This is a genomic window from Kitasatospora sp. MAA19 (assembly GCF_029894125.1).
GTDB lineage: Bacteria > Actinomycetota > Actinomycetes > Streptomycetales > Streptomycetaceae > Kitasatospora.
Window position 1 is genome coordinate 131,617 of sequence record NZ_JARXYZ010000017.1, and the last position, 17,398, is coordinate 149,014.

Genomic DNA, 17,398 nt, shown 5'->3' on the forward strand with positions numbered 1-17,398 from the left:
GGCCCGCACGGACGCGGATCCCCTCCTGGACCCGGTCCGGCTACGGCCGTCCAGAGTCACGGCGGCTGCGCGCTCGCCCGCGCGACTGCGGCCCCGGCCGCTCGGGCGGGCCGTGGTCCCGCAGTTCGGTGATCACCGCCCAGGCCACCGACACCACCGGGACGGCCACCACCGCGCCCAGGACACCGGCCAGGACGGCGCCGCCGGTCACCGACAGAGCGACCGCGACCGGGTGGATCCGGACCGACCAGCTGAGCACGAGCGGGTGCAGCAGGTGGCCCTCGATCTGGCCGATGACCACGATCAGAGCGAGGACGAGCAGCGCGACCACCGGCCCACGGGCGGCCAGGGCGACCAGCGCGGCGACGGCCAAGGCGATGGGGGAGCCGATCAGCGGGACGAGCGACGCGAAGAACTCCAGCACCACCAGCGGCAGGACCAGCGGCACCCGCAGCACGGCGAGTGCGATGCCGACCAGCACGGCGTTGGTCGACGCCACGATCAGCACGCCGCGGGTGTAGCCGGCGAAGGTGCGCCAGGCGGCACGCCCGGCCCGGTCCCAGGTCGGCCGTGCGCCGGCCGGGAGCCGGTGTTCGGCCCAGCACCACATCCGGTCGCCGGAGTGCAGGAAGAACACCGAGCAGAACACCGCGAGCGCCAGTCCGGTCAGCAGCTCGATGACCCGGCTCGCACCGCTGAGCGCGGTGCTGAGGAGCGCCGAGCGGTGGGCGGTGACGAATTCGCCGATCTTGGCCCGCAGGTCGGTGACGGTGCCGGGCCGCAGGTGGAACGGGGCGCCGGACAGCCAGTGGTCGATGCGCCCGAGTCCGCCGCGCGTCTCGGCGCCCAGGCTGCTCCACTCGTCGGCGACGGTCGTGCCGACCAGCGTGAGGACCCCGGCGACGACCGCGATGCCGCAGACGAAGGCGAGCAGGACGGCGACCGGGCGGGGCAGCACCCGCGCCAGCAGGTCGACCAGCGGCCGCAGGACGGAGGTGATGACCAGCGCCAGGAACACCGCGATGACCGGCAGTTCGAGCCGGGTGAGGACGCCGGCGAGCAGGTAGGCGGCCACGCCCAGCAGGACCAGCCGCCAGGCGTACCCGGCGGCGGTCCGGAGTCCGGGCGGCACCCGGTCCGCGCACGCGGCGGGGCGGCACCGGGGCCGTGGCCGGGCCCCCCGGGGCCGCCGGGCGGGTCCGGGCCTTGGGGGTACGCGGTTCACGCGCACGGGATGCCTCTCCGGCGTCGGATCAGGGCTTCCCCGCGTCCTTGATCTTCTCGGCGGCCTGTTTCAGGTCGCTCTTCACCTGCGTGCCCCGGCCCTTGGCCTCGACGGTGCGGTCACCCGTGGCCCGCCCGACGGCCTCCTTGACCTTGCCGCGGGCCTTCTCGGCGGCGTTGCGCAGCTTGTCCTCGGTACCCATGGTGTGCACTCCTCTCGTCGTCGGGGCGATGTCGCCCCGCGCGGCGTCTGCCCGGGAAGCGCGGTCCCATGCCCCGAACCAGAGGATTTCCTTCCGGACCGGCCGACGCCGGCCCGCTGCCCGTGGCGCCGATGGCCCGACTGCCGTCCGGCGTCGTCGGCGCGCCCGCCACCGTCGCTGCCGTGTCCGGCGTGTAGCCGCGCCGCACCTGGGCAAGCGCCGGGCATGGACGACGAACGGCCGGCCGGAGGGCGCGGTGTGAGGGGCGCGCGATGAGCAGCACGACCGCCGACGGCCCACCCGACCCGGAGCAGACGAGGCGCCTCGTCCTGGACGGCAGCGAGGGCACCGTCCAGCGGGCCCGCGACTTCAGTCGGCGGGCCCTGCTCGACTGGCAGTGGCTGCCCGCCGCCGGGGCCGAACAGCAGGCCGTCGCGGAGGACGTCCTGCTGATGGTCTCGGAACTGGTCACCAACGCCTGCCTGCACGCCCCGGGGGGCCCGCGCGAGCTGCGGCTGTACTGGAACGGAGTCCGCTTGCTGGTGGAGGTGGCGGACACGAGCCCGGTGCCACCGCGGCTGCACCCGCACGCCGATCCGGGGCGGCCGGGCGGGCACGGTCTGCGGATCGTGGACCGGCTCGCCCGGGCCTGGGGATCGGTGCCGCAGAACGGCGGCAAGCTCGTCTGGCTGGAGGTGCCGTCCCCGTTGACGCAGCCGAGGGGTCGGGATCACCAGGCGTCCGACCCGTCAGTGGCCACGTGAAGACCTGACTGGTCGTCAATTCGGCAAGCAGGACCGGGTTGTGGTCTTCCCCGGCCGGATGGCGGCGGGCGGTCATGGCGGCGGCGTTCGGGCCGCTGGAGGAGCGGGGGGCAGGGGTGGCGCACGCGGCGGGCGCAGTAAGGCGGCGCCCAGGACGTCTTCGGCCCGGGCGCCGCCGGTCAGGGTGCATCAGCCGGTCGTCACCGCCAACTGGCTGTCACCGGAGTCGTGTTGCCGGTCGGTGGTCTACGGTCACCGGCCCGCTTCGCACATGGCCTCGCGGACGGTGACGAGGCAGGGGTCGCAGTAGCGGTCCGGGAACGCCGGACCGGCGCCCTCCGGTGCCACCACCACGCGTTGGGACGGTTCGAGGAACCGCCCGCACAGGGACGCCGTCGCGTCGTCCTTCGCCACCACGTGCCACACCACGGCGGGCGGAGAAACCGCCGGGTCGTGCTCAGCCCACATCTCGTACACGGCACAGCCTCCCGGATGGTCGGAGCTCGGTCTCTCCATGCAAACCCGGCGCATTCCGATCGGCCACCGGACCGGACCCGGTGGGATGCCCTCGGGCCGGTCTTCAAACCCCTGTCGCCCGCTCGGAGGACGGGGGTTTGAAGACCGCTCCTGGGCCGCTTCACCCCGTTCGGGAGCGGAACGTTCGAGCGCCGCGTTCGCCCGCAACGGGCCGGCTCGTTCACGGAGGCGGGGACCAGTACACCCATTCGCGTGTCCTGGTGGAGATCGGACGCCAGGGTGCGGGGCGCCGTCGCATCCGGGGTCGGCCGCCCGGGCGTGACCTGTCAGGCATGACGCGAATGATTTGTCATGTTTTCTTCATCGTGAATCGACGGTCGTATCCTGGCTGGATGGACGATGTGGCGGCGACGGCACGGCAGTGGACCTTCTTGACCAACCACGCCCGTGTCCTCGTACAGATCGCTCGGGACCCAGGCATCCGGGTCCGCGACATAGCGGCCAGCTGCCTGCTGACCGAGCGCGCCGTCCAGCGGATCATCGTGGACCTGGAGGAGGCGGGGTACCTCACCCACGAGCGCCAGGGCCGCGCCAACCACTACCACGTGATCGACGGCAAGCAGCTACGCCATCCGGCCGACAGCGGCCCCACCCTTGCCGAACTGCTCGCCGTCCTGCTGCGCTGACCCCGCCCGCCCGCCCGCCCGCCCGCCCGCCCGCCCGTCCGCCCGTCCGCCCGCCCGCCCGCCGCCCGCCCGCCCGCGGCGAGCGGACGGCCGGCGGCTCAGCTGCCGTAGCGCCGCCGGCGGGCGGCGAAGCTGCGGACCGCGCGCAGGAAGTCGATCTCGCGGAACGCGGGCCAGTAGGCCTCGCAGAAGTACAGCTCGGAGTAGGCGCTCTGCCAGAGCAGGAAGTTCGACAGCCGCTGTTCGCCGCTGGTGCGGATCACCAGGTCGGGGTCGGGCTGGCCGGCGGTGTACAGGTGCGGTGCGATGTCGTCGACGGTCAGGGCGTCGGCCAGCCCGGTCAGCGACTCGCCGGCTTCGGCCCGCGCGTACATCAGCTCGCGCAGGGCGTCGATCACCTCCTGGCGACCGCCGTAGCCGACCGCCAGGGTGACGTGGGCGCCGGTGCGGCAGGTGCGGGTGGTCTCGACCGCCTCCTTGAGCGCGAGAGCCGTGCTGTCGGGCAGCGCGTCGACCATTCCCGCCAGATGGACCTGCCAGCGGGCGTCCGGCCTGGTGAGCCGTTCGGCCACCACCTGCTCGATCAGCTGCATCAGGAAGGCGACCTCGGCGTCGCCGCGGTGCTGCAGGTTCTCGGTCGAGCAGACGAAGACGGTGATGTGCTTGATGCCCAGCGCCTCGCACCAGGACAACACCTCCTCGACGTGCTCGGCGCCCACCTGGTGGCCGAGGCTGGGGCTGGACAGGCCCATCTGGCGGGCCCAGCGGCGGTTGCCGTCCATGATCAGTCCGACGTGCCTGGGCAGCGGGCCCGCCGAGACCTGGCGGCGCAGGCGGCGGGTGTAGAGGGCGCGGAACAGGTCGGGCATGAGCACCGTCCAAGTGGTCGGGGGCGCCCGCCGGTTGGGGCGGGTCCGAGGTCGCGGTCTCCGGACAGGAAGGGGTTCACGGCCTTTCGGCGGTGGCGGCGGCTGTGCGTGCTCAGTCGGTCGACGCCAGGTCGAGCAGATCGCGCAGGTCGCGCAGGGTGCCCGCGCACACCGCCGTGAGGAGCAGGAGGCCGACCCCGACGGCGGCGCCGAGCAGGTGGAGGCCGTCGGCGGCCAGGGAGGCGCCGAGGATGGTCGCGCCGCCGGTCGCGCTGGCGGCGGCGAGCGTCCAGACCCCGAGGCGGAGCCTGCCGGGGTGCGGCGGCACGACCGCGTCCGCGCCGACGCCGGTGAAGATCCGGGGGATCTGGATCGCGCCCAGTCCCAGGGCGATCCACCAGCCGGCGAGCACGGCGGTGCGCAGGGTCGGTGGCGAGGCCGTCGCATCGACGCCACCGTGCACCAGGGCGACGACGGTCGCGCCGAGCGCCGTCGGCACCGCGAGGCGCCGAACCGCCCAGCGCAGCAGGGTGGTTGCGGCCCCCAGGGTCGGCCGTGGCCTGGGGGCGACCAGGGCGATGCCGAGCAGCAGCAGCGTGGTGCAGCCGTGCATGATCCCCTTGCGGACGCCGTCGGCGGGAAGCGGGCCGCCCTGCTCGGCCACCAGGTGGCTGAGGAAGCAGGCGGCGAGCGCGACCGTGATGCCCATGGTCGCGACCCGGCGCTGCCGCTGGGCCGGCGAGTCGGCGGGCCAGACCGCCGGGTGCAGCCACATGTGGGCGATGCCCGCGATCAGGTCGGGCCACGACTTCCAGCCCGCGCCGTGGGCCTCCTCCTCCACCAGGGCGCCCCAGCGCTCCCGGAAGGCGTCCGGGTAGAGCCTGACCAGGCTCCTGGCGACGACGCTCACGCGGGGTTCACCCCCAGGCTGCGCAGCCCGGCGTCGGCCACCCGGGCCATCGCCCGGAGCTCGCGTTCCAGCACCTCGCGGCCCAGGGGCGTCAGCCGTACCGGGCGCTGGCGACCCTGCCCGTCGAGCGGCTCGATCAGCCGCTTGGACTCCAGCCTGGCCAGCGCCCCGTACAGGCTGCCGGGCCCCAGGCGCTCACCGGTCAGTTCCTCGATCGCGGTGTTGATCGCGTATCCGTGCAGTGGCCCGTCGGCCAGTGCACAGAGCACCAGCGTCTGGGCATCGTTGGCTTGCATGCCGTCCCTCCTGTTTCTGACGCAGCACCATACTACGCGCCGTGAAGTACGTGCCACGTAGTACGCGGCATGTACTATCGCCGCCATGTGTAAGAAACTGACACATCATCACATCGCCGTCCTGCCCGTCGGGAACCGTGCGCGACCGGTCGCGGCCGCAGCACTGTGGGCCTCCGTCGCGGGCGCCGGTGTCTTCACGGCGTTCGCCTACGTCACCACCCAGGTGCACGCCGTACGGGCGGGCAGCCCCTGGCAGAGCGACCCGTACGACGTGGTCGTGACCTTCACGATGTTCTTCGCGCCGCTGCTCGGCGCGCTCGGTTCGGTGCGGACCCTGCTGTGCCGGCGCGACGAACCGTTGCCGCTGTACCGGATCGAGCAGCTCCTGAGGGTCTCGTTGGTCTGCACCCTGCTCGTCGCGGCCACCGTCGCCGCCGACTGGGCGGCCGTGGCCGCACACGCGGACCGCGAGCTCTGGAACCACGGCACGCCCTGGCTGATCGCCTCCCTGCTGCCGCTCACCGGGGTGGTCGCCGCCGTCCTGCTGCTGCACCGGCGGGCGGTACGGCTACTGCCGAGGACACCGGGCGAAGGCCGCCGCCGGGCGGACGGGGACTGGCTCGACGACCTCGCCCCCCTGGTCGACGCGCTCACCGCACGCCACCCCCGTGCGGTGCGCACCCTCGCCGCCCGGATCCGCCACAGCAGCACGATCGGCTTCGTCCGCCGCCACTTCACCGCTCTCGCCGCGGCGGTCGGCCTCGCCGCGGGCCTCCTGGTCGCGACCGGGCTGGCGTCCGGCGAGGACTGGCCCGGAGCGCCGCTCTTCGCCATCGAGACCGCCGTGTTCGCGGGCGGCACCTTCGCGTTCCTCATGATCTGCAACGGCGTGCTGCGGCTCGCCATGCCCACCACGGTGTCCGCACCGCGACGAGCGGCCCGGACCGCCGCCACCGCCACGGCGGCGGTCGCGCCCGTCTCACTGGCACTGCGCGACGCCCTGTGGCGCGCCCTGGGGTTCGGCGGCCAGGTCCACTCCCTCGGCCAATGGGCGGCCGTCACCCTTGCGGGCGCCCTGCTGATCGGCGCGATCGCCTTCGCCGTCGCGATGATCGGAATTCGGGAGTGACGGCGCCGGACTCCTTCGCCGGACCTCGGTCGCAGTTGCGGCCGCGGTTCCTGTCGAATGATCAACTGTTCGTGTCTGGTGAACAGTTCATGCATAGGGTGAGCCGGTAGGTCTTTCCGTGGTGAAGAAGGGACGGCAAGCATGACGAACAGTGCGCTCCTCGTGATGGACGTGCAACGGAGCATCGTGGAGATCACCGACGCCGGCTCCGGATACCTGCGACGCGTGCGCAAGGCGATCGACGGTGCCCGGGCGGCGGGCATCCCCGTGATCTACGTGGTCATCGGTTTCCGTCCCGGCCACCCGGACGTCAGCCCGCACCACAGGGCGCTCAACACCATCGTGCAGGCAGGGCTGTTCACGGAGGGCGATCCCGGCACCGGGATCCATCCCGACGTCGCGCCCCGGCAGGAGGACGTCGTGGTCACCAAGCGACGGGCGAGCGCGTTCTCCGGCAGCGACCTCGACCTGGTGCTCAGGGCTCGGGGCATCGACAGCCTGATCCTCACCGGCATCGCGACGAGCGCCGTCGTGCTGTCCACCGTGTGCCAGGCCAACGACCTGGACCTCAGGCTCACCGTCCTCGCGGACGCCTGCCACGACACCGACTCCGAGCTGCACCGGACCCTCACCGAGCGGCTGTTCCCGCTGTGGGCCGACGTCCTCACCGTCGACGACTGGTGCGACGCCGTCGCACCGTAGCCGGCGGGCCGGCCGACGCCCTGCCCGGTCAACCGGCGCTCCGGTGCGTGACCTTGCCCGTGCACGCCAGCGGCGCGCGCCGGGGTCCGAGCGGCCCGGACCGGTGCAGTCGCTCGTTCCGCGCGGCCTACGGCGTCCCGCCCGGCGAACACCGCCGCGCGGTGCAGGGTCGTTCGGCCCTGGTTCGGAGCCGGGGTCCGGGCTGATGCTCGAATCATCAGCGCTCCACGCGGGCAGGGAGTGAACGATCATGACCACCGAAGCGGCCCTCACCACCGCCGACCTGCGCCTGCTGGCCGAGGCCGGCGGGGCGGCGCCCTCGCTGCACAACAGCCAACCCTGGCGTTTCCGCCCGACGGCGGACCGGCTCGGACTGGAGGTCCACGCGGACCGGAGCCGGGCCGTGCCGGCCGCCGACCCGGAGGGGAGGGCGCTGTACGTCTCGATCGGCGCCGCCCTGTTCAACCTGCGGGTGGCCGCCGACCGGCTCGGCCGTGACACCACCGTCCGACTGCTTCCGGCCGGTGCCGGCGCGCAGCCGTGCGCCGTGCTCGACCTCTCCGCACCGGCCCGCACACCGCGGCCCTTCGGAGCGGACCTCTACCCGGCCATCGCCCGCCGCCACTCCAGTCGGCAGCCGTTCACCAACCGGGACGTCCCCGAGCGGCTCGTCGCCGACCTCATGCTGGCGGCCCGAGACGAAGACGTCACGCTGACCCTGCTGGAGGAGCACGGCGTACGCCGCGTCCTCGACCTCACCTCCGAGGCCGAGGCCCGGATCGCCGCCGACGTCACCCGCGAGGCCGAGACCCGCCGCTGGCTGCGCCTGGAACCGTCCTACGACGGCATCCCGCTCGCCGCCCTGGGCTCGCACGACCGGGACGCCCGCATCCCGATGCGGGGCTTCGCCGGACACCCGCCCCGGTACGCCACCCCGGCCGAGCGCTTCGAGGCGCTGCCCCAGCTCGCCACCCTCACCACCCACCTCGACGGTCAGGCGGACTGGCTGCGCACCGGACAGGCGCTGGAACGGGTGTGGCTGCTCGCCACCGTCCACGGCCTGCAGGCCTGCGTCCTGCACCAGGCCGTGGAGATCCCCGACATCCGCTGGCGCCTGCGCGACCCCGCCGACGGCCCGGCCCACGTCCAGCTGGTCCTGCGCGTGGGCTACGGCCCGCCCGGTACGGCCAGCCCGCGCCGCCCGGTCGAGGACGTCCTCGACCCGTCGGCGGGGTAGGCCGATCGCCAACGCCTCGGCCTGGACGCTGACGAGGGCGGAGGGCCGCCCGCCCCGGGTGGTCCCCGTGGTCGGCCTGGCCGGCTGCCTGGTGCTGGCGTTCGCCCTGCCGCTGTCCTCGGTGGTCTCCGGCGCCGCCGTCCTGGCGGCCGGCGCCGTCGCCCACGCGGCGCGTCGGGCCGCCGCCTCGTAGCGGCGACCGGCTCAGGTCGGGCCGAGTCATGGCGAACCCGAGGAGGGGCGAGCGATTGGGAGCGGACGGGTTCGTTCACTAACATCGACAGCGGGCCCGGGACACAGGGAACACGGTCGTTCATCGCGGACAGCCGATGAACGGGCGCGAACCGCCGAGAGCGGAACCCAGGAAGGTGCGCAGCCATGCCCGCTGAAACCGCAGCCGCGTGCGGCCCGGCGGCGGCCGCCCCGCTCCGGCGGCGCGGCGAGGCGCTGGAGAGTGCGATCTTCGAGGCCGCCCTCCAGCAGCTCACCGTCGACGGCTACGCCCGGCTCACCATGGAAGGCGTCGCCGCCGCCGCACAGACCGGCAAGGCCGCGCTGTACCGCCGCTGGTCCTCCAAGGAGGAACTGGTGAAGGACGCGCTGCGCGCGTGCCTGCCGCCGGTCGGCCCGGCCCCCGACACCGGCGGCCTGCGCGGGGACCTGCTGGAGGTGGTGGCCAGGCTGCGTGCGGCGATGCTGAGCGAGCCCGGCGCCGCCGTCCGGTCGATCATGGGCGAGCTGGACCAGCGGCAGGCCCACGCCTTCCTGGCGATCGTGCTGGAGCGGGTGGTGGAGCCCACCACCGCGCTGATCGCCGAGGTCCTCGCCCGCGGTGCCGCCCGGGGCGAGGTCCGCCCCGGCTCCGTCACCCCGCTGGTCACCGACGTCGTCCCGGCGCTGATGCTGTACCGGATCAAGACGTGCGGCGGCGCCCCGGTGCAGCTTCACCCGGCGGACATCGTCGACGAGGTGCTGCTGCCGATCGTGCGTTAGACGTGCACCTCGCGGGACTTCAGCAGGGCGTCGGCGGCGTAGGTGCCGGCGGGGCGCCGGCCTCGGCGGCCCGGGCGGCGGAGGCCTCGAAGAAGCGCAGCAGCTCCACCGGGAACGGCAGCACCAGCGTCGAGTTCCGCTCCGCCGCGACCTCGACCACGGTCTGCAGCAGCCGCAGCTGCATCGCCGCCGGGGTCTCGGACATCTTGACGGCGGCCTCGGCGAGCTTGGCGGCGGCCTGGAACTCGCCGTCCGCGGTGATGATCCGGGCCCGGCGCTCGCGGTCGGCCTCGGCCTGGCGGGCCATCGAGCGCTTCATCGAGTCGGGCAGGCTGACGTCCTTGATCTCCACCCGGTCGATGTGCACGCCCCACCCGGCGGCCGGGCTCTCCAGCATCAGCTCCAGCCCCTGGTGCAGGTTCTCCCGGCCGGAGAGCAGGTCGTCCAGCTCGCTCTTGCCGATGACCGAGCGCAGGGAGGTCTGGGCGACCTGCAGCATGGCGAAGGAGTAGTTCTGGACGTCCACCGTGGCCTTGATCGGCTCGACGACGCGGAAGTACAGCACCGCGTCGACGCTGACGGAGACGTTGTCCTTGGTGATGCCCTCCTGGGCGGGCACCGGCATGGTGATGACCTGGACGTTGACCTTGCGCATCCGGTCGACCACCGGCACCAGCAGGGTGATCCCCGGCTGACGGACCTGCCCGCGCACCCGGCCGAGCCGGAACACCACGCCGCGCTCGTACTGCTGCACCACCCGCACGCCGGTGACCATCCAGAACAGCGCCAGCGCGACGAGAATGACGACTATGGCCACGTTCGACCGACCTTCCCCGTTGCGGCGCAGCCGGGCCGGGTCCGGAGTGGGCCCCGTCGCTCGGGTGCGAGCCGCGCAGGACAGTATGCGCCCTGGCCGCGACGATCGACAGCCGCGTGCGCCGGGATCCTGACGGACCGTCGGCGCAGGTCGACCGGCCGGGTGGCGGACGGTGGACGGCGGGTGGCGGGTGGTGGCCGGGTGGCGGGCGGCGGGCGGGCGGCGGCGTGGAGCGGGGCCTTACCGGTGATCCACCCGGGCCGATACCGTCATCGCGTGACCACGTCGCTCGACTCCTCCGCCCGGCAAGCCGACCCGGCTCGGCCGCCGCTGGTGACGCGCGCCCTGCTGCTGCGCTTCGTCTCCATCGTCGGCGCCTCGATCGGCTTCAACCTGCTGCTGTCCGTCGTCCCGCTGTACGCCCAGGAGTCGGGCGGGGGCGAGCACGCCGCGGGCCTCGCCACCGGCGCGCTGATGCTGGCCACCGTGATCGGCGAGCTCGCCACCCCCGCCCTCGCCGCCCGCCTCGGCTACCGCCCGGTGCTGGCCGCCGGGTTGGTGCTGCTCGGCGCCCCCGCGCTGGTGCTGACGGCCACCGGGAGCATGGCGGCGGTGGTGGCGGTCTGCCTGCTGCGCGGGCTCGGGTTCGCGATCACCATCGTCGCGGGCGGGGCGCTGACGGCCACGCTGATCCCGCCCGAGCGGCGCGGCGAGGGGCTCGCGCTGGTCGGCGTGGTGTCCGGCCTGCCGTCCCTGATCGGCCTGCCGTTCGGCGTCTGGCTGGCCCAACACGTCGGCTATGGCCTGGTGTTGACGATCGGCGCGGTGGCGCCGCTGGCCGCGGTCGCCTCCGTGCCCGCACTGCCGAACGGGGCGCGGGCCGGTGGACCGTCGGTCGGCATCCGGCAGGGCCTGCGCAGCGGCGGCCTGCTGCGGCCCGCCGTCGTGTTCGCCTCCACGGCGCTGGCCGCCGGGATCATCGTCACCTTCCTGCCGCTCGCCGTCCCGTCGCCGGGCGTGGTCGCGGTGGCGCTGCTGGTGCAGCCCGGCGCGTCCACCGTGGCCCGCTGGCTGGCGGGGCGCCACGGGGACCGGCGCGGCTCCGCCGGGCTCGTGCTGCCGGCCGTACTGGCCTCGGCGGCCGGGGTGCTGCTGCTCGCCCGCACCGCCGACCCGGTCGCCGTCGTCGCCGGGGCGGCGCTGTTCGGCCTCGGCTTCGGCGCCGCCCAGAACGCCACCCTGATGCTGATGTACGCGCGGGTGCCCGCGGCCGGGTTCGACACCGTCACCGCGCTGTGGAACGTCGCCTATGACGGTGCGATGGGCGTCGGTGCCGTCGCCTTCGGCGCGGTCGCCGGCGGAGCGGGCTACCCGTGGGCCTTCGTCCTCACCGCGGCCGTGACGCTGGTCGCGCTCGTCCCGGCCTGGCGGGACCGCGGCACGGCGTCGGCGGACGCCTGACGCCGGTGGCGCGCCTGCCCGTGGTGCGCTCGTGGTGCGCCTGCCGGGGCCGGGGCGGCGCACCACGGGCGTCAGACCGTGCTCAGCCGCCGAAGACGGCCGCGTGCTCGGCGGCGAACTCGGTGAAGGAGCGCGCCGGGCGGCCGGTGAGCTTCTCCACGTCCGAGCTGACCTCGGCGGCGTGCCCGGCCGCGTACAGCCCGTACAGCTCGATCATGCCCTCGGCCCGCCACCGGTCCCAGCCCGCGTCGAGCATCCCGGCCAGGGCCGTCGCGGGCGCGATCGCGGTGTACGCCACCGGGCGGCCCGCGACGGCGGCGAACTGCTCGGCGACCGCGTCGAGCGGCAGCGCCGCCGGGCCGGTCAGGGTGTAGACCGCACCCTCGTGGCCCTCGGTGGCCAGCACCTCGACGGCCGCCGCCGCCACGTCCCGGGCGTCCACGTAGGACACCGCGCCCTCGCCGCCGGGCACCGCGAGGGTGCCGGTCCTGACGCTCTCGGCCGCGCCCAGGAAGTTCTGGTAGAAGCCGTTCGGCGCGACCACCGTCCACGGCAGCCCGGAGTCCCGCAGGTGGTCCAGGCCGCTGACGTGCGCGCCGACGAACCGGACGCCCTCCGGCCGGTGCTCGACGCCCGCCGCCGCGTGCAGCACGATCCGCGGCCGCCGGCCGGTGCGGACGGCCGCGTCGATCACGTTCCGCTCGTGGGCGGCCATCTGAGGGTGGACGGCGACCAGCAGGTAGACGACGTCGGCCCCGGCCAGGGCGGCGTCGAGCGAGTCCGGGTCCGAGAAGTCGGCGGCCACCCGCTCGACCGCGTCGTCCCACTCCGCGGGGCCCGACGAACCGGCCCGCAGCAGCGCCCGCACCGCCTCGCCGCGCTCACGCAGCCCCACGACGACCTTCGACCCGACCGTACCGGTGGCACCCGTCACAACGATCACGGATGGCTCTCCTCCCCGTTGGCGACACCGACCTGATTCGGCGTCAGCGCGATGATCGCAGGCGGGTCGGAACGGATCAAGGTCGGGGTCCGACGGGTGGGCCGCCGGACCGGCCCGGCCTGCGCCGATGCCCGTGGTGCCGGTGCGTACGGTGCCGACACGCACGGTGCCCCGCTCTTCCTCGACTTGTCGCAGGCCGGGCGCTTGGATGGATCCGGCCTGGCCGCCGCCCGGACGCGAGCCCGGGCACCCACCGGCAAGTCGAGGAGCCACCACCGTGAACGACACCCCCGACGACATCCACCGGGCCGATCCCGCCGCCGTGGCCCGCCGGATCGCCGATCGGCGCGAACAGCTCGGGGTCAGCGAGGAGGCCCTCGCCCAAATGGCGGCCATGGCTCCCCGCTACCTGAGCTACCTGTTGGAGGCCGGACCGGCCTTCGACCCCGGCGGCTTCCTCCGGATCGCCGCCGCGCTCGGCCTCAGCCGGGGCGAACTGCTCGAAGGCCGCACCGAGGGCCCGCCCGGCCAGGGCGGCCCCGGCCCCCACCCGCGACTGCTCGGCCTCACCGAAGCCGAATGCTGGGACCTGGTCGGCACCCACGGCATCGGCCGCATCGCCCTCCCCGTCCACCCGGGCCCGATCGTCTTTCCCGTCAACTACGTCGTCGACGACGGCACCTTCGCCTACCGCACCGGCGACCGCACCGCCCCATCCGAGGGCACTGAGCTCTCCTTCCAGGTCGACCACATCGACGAGTACCTCGGGCGCGGCTGGAGCGTCCTGGCAATCGGCACCGCCGAGCCCGTCCACGATCCCGCCGTCCGGCACCACCTGGCCGGCCTCCCCGGCGCCATCCCCTGGCCCGGCGGCGACCGCCCCCGCTGGGTCCGGCTCCGCCCGGACGAGATCACCGGCCGCCGCCTGGTCAGCGACTGACCGGGGCCGGGCGGGGCCTGGTGGTGGTCGACGCCGAACGGCATGATGCGCTCCGGGCCGGTGGTGTCCGCCGCCGCGGCCTTCCGGGGGCCGGCCGCCCCCGTGGCCGCGGTGTGCCGGTCGGTCTGGAAATGTGCGTCGTGGCATTCCAGTTGGCGGTGTCCGACCTCTGTCGCGGGCCCGGTGGCGTGGCTAGCATGAGGCGCCAGCCGCAAGGAGCATCGACCGAGCCCACAGGGAGGAACCACCCATGAGCGCATTGGTGACCGAGATCCGCGACGCAGGCCTGCTGGACATCGACGAGGACGCCATCGTGTTCGAGGACGAGTACGACGCGGACCTCGCCCCCGTGGCGTGTCTCGCCGACCCGTGGGTCACCTACGTCCCGACGCGCTTCGAGTGCGCCGTGGACTGCTGACCCGGGCAGGGAGGAACCGGATCCGGGGGAGGGAGGGCTGATGGCCGCACCGCCCGACCCCGGCTCCGCCGAGGCGCTGCGGCGAAGGGTCGCCGACCTCGCCGCCGTCGCGCCCGGCCCGCGGCGGCCGCTGCACACCGACGGGCAGTGGTGGTACCTGCAGGACCCGCGGATGCCGTCGCGCGCCCACGGTTGGAAGCTCCACCTGTCCGCCCGGCAGGGTCAATTGCCGCAGCTGCTGGACGTGGTGGTCCCGATCCTGCTGCGGCACACCTGCGACGCGAAGTTCGCCGCGGGCGCGGCCGTGCTGCGGGAGCTCAACAGCGGACTGCGCGGCCCCGCGGCCGTGGGCAAGGCAGTGACGGTCTACCCGCAGGAGGCGGAAGTCGTCCGGCTGGGCCTGGAGTTGGCGGAGGCGCTGGCGGGGTGGGCCGGTCCGCAGGTGGTGAGTGATCGTCGGATTCGGTCGGACGCACCTGTGTTCTACCGCTACGGGCTGTTCCGCATGGCGGACGGCGATGGTGGCGGCGACGCGGACTACGGCATGGCCGGTCCGGACGGGTCGGTCTTCCCCGGCCTGGCCGAGGCCCGCTACCGCCAACCGCCCTGGGCGCGCGACCCGTTCACGCCGGTCTCGACCGCCGTCCGGCCGTCGACCACCCGGGTCGGCGTGGGCCGGTACCGGATCACCGCAGGGATCACCCGCTCGCCGAACGGCCACGTCTACCGCGCGGTCGAAGTCGTCACCGGGCGCGAGGTGGTGGTCAAACAGGCCCGTGCCTACGTCGCCGAGGACGGCGCGGGCACCGACGCGCGCGGCCGGCTCCGGCACGAGCGCCGGGTGCTCGCGGCCCTGGCCGGGGTTCCCGGAGTCCCGCCCCTGGTCGACTACTTCCGGCACGGCCCCGACGAGTACCTGGTCAGCGGCGCGTGCGGGCCGCGCGACCTGCGGCGGGACGTCCTCGCCGCAGGCCCGTACGACTCCCGTGCGGGTGCGGGCGGGCGCGACTGGTGGGCGCTGGCGCGCGGGCTGCTGCGGGTCCTGGACGCGGTGCACGCGCGCGGCGTCGTGGTGTGCGACCTCAAGCCCGCGAACGTGGTGCTCGACACCGGCGGCGGCTGCTCGCTGGTGGACTTCGGCGTGAGCGCCCTCGACGGCGACCGCCCGCCGGGAGCCACGGCGGGCTACGGTCTGCCCGGCGCCACCGGCACCGACCCCGCCGAGGACTACTACGCGCTGGGCACCACGCTGCACCACGCCCTCACCGGCCTCGACCCGGTGGTGATCGACCCCGATCCGGCGACCAACCGCGACCGCACCCTGGCCTGCCTGCGCGCGGCCCTCCCGGCGCCGATCCCCTCGGAAACCGTTCCCCCGGAGACCGCGCATCCGGAGACCGCACATCCGGCGCTGGCCCTGGTCACGGGCCTGCTGAGCCTGGATCCGGCGCGGCGCTTGGCCGCCGCGTCGAGCCTGCGAGGCGGGGGAGCGGCTGTCCGCCCCCCGGCCCGGCCGCCGGCGGGGCCGCGCCGGGCCCCGCTGGACGAGGTGCTCGACCACACCGTGGGCACCTGCGTGCGGATGGCCCACGACCTGGTGGCCGGCGGCCCCGGCCGGGCCGGCGAGCCCCGCACGCTGCTCTCGCTCTACGACGGCGCCGCCGGCCTCGGCCTCGAACTGCTGCAGCACGCGGACCGCCCCGACGCCCGGGCCGCCGCCACCGCCCTGGCGGGCTGGACGGCCGCCCACCCGGCCCTCGACCGCCTCGACGGCTCGCTCTACCAGGGCCGGACGGGCGTCGAGCTGTTCCTCGCGCAGGCCGCCGCCGCCCTCGGGACGCCCGCGCCGCACCACCGCCACCACGAGCCCGTCGGTGCGGACCAGATCGCCGGGGCGGCCGGGCTCGGCACCGGCCACCTGCTGCTCGCCGCCCTCGGCCGGGACGCCGACCGCCACCTCTCGGCGGCCGCCGCCTGTGCCGCGGGGCTGACCTCCCGCCCGCTCGAAGAGCCCGGGGAAGTGCCCAACCCCGGCACCGCCGCCCTCGCCGAGGGCTTCGCGCACGGCCGCGCGGGCATCGCCCACTTCCTCCTCGCCATGCCCGACGAAGCGTCCGGCCGGGCGGCCCGCCGCTTCGTCGACGGACTCGCCGCCGACCTCCCGCGCATCATCGCCGCCGCCCTCCGGCCCGGGGCCACCCGCCGCTACCTCTCCTGGTGCCGGGGCCTGGCCGGCCTCGGCACGGTCCTGGTCCAGGCCGGGCACCGGTACGGCGACGACGCCCTCCTCGCGCTGGCCGCCGACGCGGCCGACGCCTGTCGCACGCTCGCCCCGCGCACCGCTCTGGTCGTCCGCTGCTGCGGCCTGGCGGGCGTCGGGGACCTCCTCGTCGACCTCGCCACGGCCACCGGCGACCCCCGCCACTGGCAGGCGGCGGAGGACCTGGCCGCCCTGCTCCTCACCCGCTCCGGCGGCCCGCCCGGCCGCCCGGTGTTCCCCGGCGGCGACCCCACCGCCGAGTCCCGCGCCTGGGCCGTCGGCACGCCCGGCGTGCTGACCTTCCTGCGCCGCCTGTCCCGCCACGGCGGCCCCGTGCCCGGCCTGCTGCCGCTCGGCTGAACCGAGCGGTCGTCATCCGTGCGGTGTGGCACGGGCGAGCTGAGACGGCTGCGGCCACGAACCGCCGTCGGCATAGCGCGAAAAGGCGGCGGCCCGTACGAGCAGGGTGCTCGTACGGGCCGCCGCCGTTGGCTCGGCCGTGGGCCCGGTCAGGCCTTCTTGACCACGCTCGACTTGAGCTGCATCGCGCCGAACCCCTCGATCCGGCAGTCGATGTCGTGGCCGTCGACGCCGTCCACCAGGCGGATGTTGCGGACCTTGGTGCCGGCCTTGATGCCCGAGACGCTGCCCTTGACCTTGAGGGCCTTGACGACGGTCACGGTGTCGCCGTCGCTCAGCACGTTGCCGACCGCGTCCCGGATCACCCGCTCGCCCGCACCGGCCGGTTCGGCGCTCCCGCCCGCCGCGGGGACCCACTCGTGGCCGCACTCCGGGCAGACCATGAGGGAGTTCATCTCATAGGTGTACTCGCTGGAGCACGACGGGCACGGGGGGAGGTTGTCGCTCATGCGCGCAGGCTGTCCTATCGGGTCGGGTAGGGGGTCGGCGGCACGCCAGCATGTATGAAGTTGAAGAATTTTTCAAATCGCTTGTTCGACAGGGCTCGACCCCGGACGGTGACGGCCCGCGCGGAGTGTGCCCGGGCCGTGGACGAGGGCGCCCGATGACTGGTATTCAGGCCACTGGCAGCCGGTTCGCGTCCCGCCGC

At 74.6% G+C, this 17,398-nt stretch carries 19 protein-coding genes and 1 pseudogene; 11 read left to right on the forward strand and 9 right to left on the reverse strand.

Annotation, left to right across the window (positions count from 1 at the left end; translation table 11 throughout):
- Window positions 1–40: 40 nt before the first annotated feature.
- Together P3T27_RS24765 and P3T27_RS24770 are read right to left on the reverse strand one after the other, a co-directional pair.
- Window positions 41–1,132, reverse strand: a complete 1,092-nt coding sequence (locus tag P3T27_RS24765) for an AI-2E family transporter (protein ID WP_280682092.1) — start codon at window positions 1,130–1,132, stop codon at window positions 41–43.
- A 121-nt stretch (window positions 1,133–1,253) separates the two neighbouring features.
- Window positions 1,254–1,427, reverse strand: a complete 174-nt coding sequence (locus P3T27_RS24770; protein WP_280682093.1) for a CsbD family protein — start codon at window positions 1,425–1,427, stop codon at window positions 1,254–1,256.
- Window positions 1,428–1,699: 272 nt separating this feature from the next.
- Here P3T27_RS24770 and P3T27_RS24775 point away from each other — a divergent pair, with 272 nt between their 5' ends.
- Complete coding sequence (locus tag P3T27_RS24775) at window positions 1,700–2,191, forward strand: ATP-binding protein (RefSeq protein ID WP_280682094.1); 492 nt, start codon at window positions 1,700–1,702, stop codon at window positions 2,189–2,191.
- A gap of 252 nt (window positions 2,192–2,443) precedes the next feature.
- Here the strand turns inward: P3T27_RS24775 and P3T27_RS24780 are convergent, their stop codons facing one another.
- Window positions 2,444–2,668, reverse strand: coding sequence for a hypothetical protein (locus P3T27_RS24780; protein WP_280682096.1), 225 nt, complete (start codon window positions 2,666–2,668; stop codon window positions 2,444–2,446).
- A gap of 392 nt (window positions 2,669–3,060) precedes the next feature.
- Between P3T27_RS24780 and P3T27_RS24785 the strand changes: the two genes are divergently transcribed.
- A complete protein-coding gene (locus tag P3T27_RS24785; RefSeq protein WP_280682097.1) occupies window positions 3,061–3,354 on the forward strand; it encodes a helix-turn-helix domain-containing protein in 294 nt (97 codons plus the stop codon).
- Window positions 3,355–3,452: 98 nt separating this feature from the next.
- Here P3T27_RS24785 and uppS read toward each other — a convergent pair whose 3' ends face one another.
- From uppS to P3T27_RS24800, 3 genes are all read right to left on the reverse strand, one after another.
- Complete coding sequence (uppS, locus tag P3T27_RS24790) at window positions 3,453–4,223, reverse strand: polyprenyl diphosphate synthase (RefSeq protein WP_280682100.1); 771 nt, start codon at window positions 4,221–4,223, stop codon at window positions 3,453–3,455.
- 112 nt (window positions 4,224–4,335) lie between these two features.
- Window positions 4,336–5,133, reverse strand: a complete 798-nt coding sequence (locus P3T27_RS24795; protein ID WP_280682101.1) for a hypothetical protein — start codon at window positions 5,131–5,133, stop codon at window positions 4,336–4,338.
- Window positions 5,130–5,429 carry a helix-turn-helix transcriptional regulator gene (locus P3T27_RS24800; RefSeq protein WP_280682103.1) on the reverse strand — a complete coding sequence of 100 codons (300 nt, stop codon included), beginning with the start codon at window positions 5,427–5,429 and terminating at the stop codon, window positions 5,130–5,132. The genes P3T27_RS24795 and P3T27_RS24800 overlap by 4 nt, the downstream gene beginning before the upstream one ends.
- Before the next feature lie 85 nt (window positions 5,430–5,514).
- Here P3T27_RS24800 and P3T27_RS24805 point away from each other — a divergent pair, with 85 nt between their 5' ends.
- From P3T27_RS24805 to P3T27_RS24825, 5 genes and pseudogenes are all read left to right on the forward strand, one after another.
- Entirely contained in the window at window positions 5,515–6,558 is a 1,044-nt protein-coding gene (locus P3T27_RS24805) for a hypothetical protein (protein ID WP_280682105.1), read from the forward strand.
- Window positions 6,559–6,699: 141 nt separating this feature from the next.
- Window positions 6,700–7,260: a cysteine hydrolase gene (locus P3T27_RS24810; protein WP_280682107.1), complete on the forward strand. Its 561-nt coding sequence runs from the start codon at window positions 6,700–6,702 to the stop codon at window positions 7,258–7,260.
- Between the two features lie 250 nt (window positions 7,261–7,510).
- Window positions 7,511–8,497, forward strand: a complete 987-nt coding sequence (locus P3T27_RS24815; protein ID WP_280682109.1) for a hypothetical protein — start codon at window positions 7,511–7,513, stop codon at window positions 8,495–8,497.
- Between the two features lie 4 nt (window positions 8,498–8,501).
- Window positions 8,502–8,690: pseudogene (locus P3T27_RS24820) on the forward strand (amino acid permease); the annotation flags it as partial.
- Between the two features lie 185 nt (window positions 8,691–8,875).
- Complete coding sequence (locus P3T27_RS24825; protein WP_280682110.1) at window positions 8,876–9,490, forward strand: TetR/AcrR family transcriptional regulator; 615 nt, start codon at window positions 8,876–8,878, stop codon at window positions 9,488–9,490.
- 19 nt (window positions 9,491–9,509) lie between these two features.
- Here the strand turns inward: P3T27_RS24825 and P3T27_RS24830 are convergent, their stop codons facing one another.
- A complete protein-coding gene (locus P3T27_RS24830; protein ID WP_280682151.1) occupies window positions 9,510–10,265 on the reverse strand; it encodes a slipin family protein in 756 nt (251 codons plus the stop codon).
- 318 nt (window positions 10,266–10,583) lie between these two features.
- On the opposite strand from P3T27_RS24830, the gene P3T27_RS24835 reads away from it, so the two are divergent.
- Window positions 10,584–11,768 carry an MFS transporter gene (locus tag P3T27_RS24835; protein WP_280682111.1) on the forward strand — a complete coding sequence of 395 codons (1,185 nt, stop codon included), beginning with the start codon at window positions 10,584–10,586 and terminating at the stop codon, window positions 11,766–11,768.
- Window positions 11,769–11,850: 82 nt separating this feature from the next.
- On the opposite strand, the gene P3T27_RS24840 is transcribed toward P3T27_RS24835, so the two are convergent.
- Window positions 11,851–12,711, reverse strand: coding sequence for an NAD(P)H-binding protein (locus P3T27_RS24840; RefSeq protein ID WP_280682113.1), 861 nt, complete (start codon window positions 12,709–12,711; stop codon window positions 11,851–11,853).
- A 277-nt stretch (window positions 12,712–12,988) separates the two neighbouring features.
- Between P3T27_RS24840 and P3T27_RS24845 the strand changes: the two genes are divergently transcribed.
- From P3T27_RS24845 to lanL, 3 genes are all read left to right on the forward strand, one after another.
- Window positions 12,989–13,651 carry a pyridoxamine 5'-phosphate oxidase family protein gene (locus tag P3T27_RS24845; protein ID WP_280682115.1) on the forward strand — a complete coding sequence of 221 codons (663 nt, stop codon included), beginning with the start codon at window positions 12,989–12,991 and terminating at the stop codon, window positions 13,649–13,651.
- Window positions 13,652–13,901: 250 nt separating this feature from the next.
- Entirely contained in the window at window positions 13,902–14,069 is a 168-nt protein-coding gene (locus P3T27_RS24850; protein WP_280682117.1) for an SflA family class IV lanthipeptide, read from the forward strand.
- 40 nt (window positions 14,070–14,109) lie between these two features.
- Window positions 14,110–16,689, forward strand: coding sequence for a class IV lanthionine synthetase LanL (gene lanL, locus P3T27_RS24855; protein WP_280682119.1), 2,580 nt, complete (start codon window positions 14,110–14,112; stop codon window positions 16,687–16,689).
- 149 nt (window positions 16,690–16,838) lie between these two features.
- Here the strand turns inward: lanL and P3T27_RS24860 are convergent, their stop codons facing one another.
- Window positions 16,839–17,198, reverse strand: a complete 360-nt coding sequence (locus P3T27_RS24860) for a zinc ribbon domain-containing protein YjdM (RefSeq protein WP_280682121.1) — start codon at window positions 17,196–17,198, stop codon at window positions 16,839–16,841.
- Window positions 17,199–17,398 lie beyond the last annotated feature (200 nt).

What these genes read in the sequence shown, in the direction of transcription:
- P3T27_RS24770 (WP_280682093.1), bottom strand. Translation starts at nt 1,427, where the DNA reads ATGGGTACCGAGGACAAGCTGCGCAACGCCGCCGAGAAGGCCCGCGGC.
- P3T27_RS24830 (WP_280682151.1), bottom strand. Translation starts at nt 10,265, where the DNA reads ATGGTCACCGGCGTGCGGGTGGTGCAGCAGTACGAGCGCGGCGTGGTG.
- P3T27_RS24775 (WP_280682094.1), top strand. Translation starts at nt 1,700, where the DNA reads ATGAGCAGCACGACCGCCGACGGCCCACCCGACCCGGAGCAGACGAGG.
- P3T27_RS24805 (WP_280682105.1), top strand. Translation starts at nt 5,515, where the DNA reads ATGTGTAAGAAACTGACACATCATCACATCGCCGTCCTGCCCGTCGGG.
- P3T27_RS24850 (WP_280682117.1), top strand. Translation starts at nt 13,902, where the DNA reads ATGAGCGCATTGGTGACCGAGATCCGCGACGCAGGCCTGCTGGACATC.
- P3T27_RS24860 (WP_280682121.1), bottom strand. Translation starts at nt 17,198, where the DNA reads ATGAGCGACAACCTCCCCCCGTGCCCGTCGTGCTCCAGCGAGTACACC.
- P3T27_RS24825 (WP_280682110.1), top strand. Translation starts at nt 8,876, where the DNA reads ATGCCCGCTGAAACCGCAGCCGCGTGCGGCCCGGCGGCGGCCGCCCCG.
- uppS (WP_280682100.1), bottom strand. Translation starts at nt 4,223, where the DNA reads ATGCCCGACCTGTTCCGCGCCCTCTACACCCGCCGCCTGCGCCGCCAG.
- P3T27_RS24785 (WP_280682097.1), top strand. Translation starts at nt 3,061, where the DNA reads ATGGACGATGTGGCGGCGACGGCACGGCAGTGGACCTTCTTGACCAAC.
- P3T27_RS24815 (WP_280682109.1), top strand. Translation starts at nt 7,511, where the DNA reads ATGACCACCGAAGCGGCCCTCACCACCGCCGACCTGCGCCTGCTGGCC.
- P3T27_RS24800 (WP_280682103.1), bottom strand. Translation starts at nt 5,429, where the DNA reads ATGCAAGCCAACGATGCCCAGACGCTGGTGCTCTGTGCACTGGCCGAC.
- lanL (WP_280682119.1), top strand. Translation starts at nt 14,110, where the DNA reads ATGGCCGCACCGCCCGACCCCGGCTCCGCCGAGGCGCTGCGGCGAAGG.
- P3T27_RS24810 (WP_280682107.1), top strand. Translation starts at nt 6,700, where the DNA reads ATGACGAACAGTGCGCTCCTCGTGATGGACGTGCAACGGAGCATCGTG.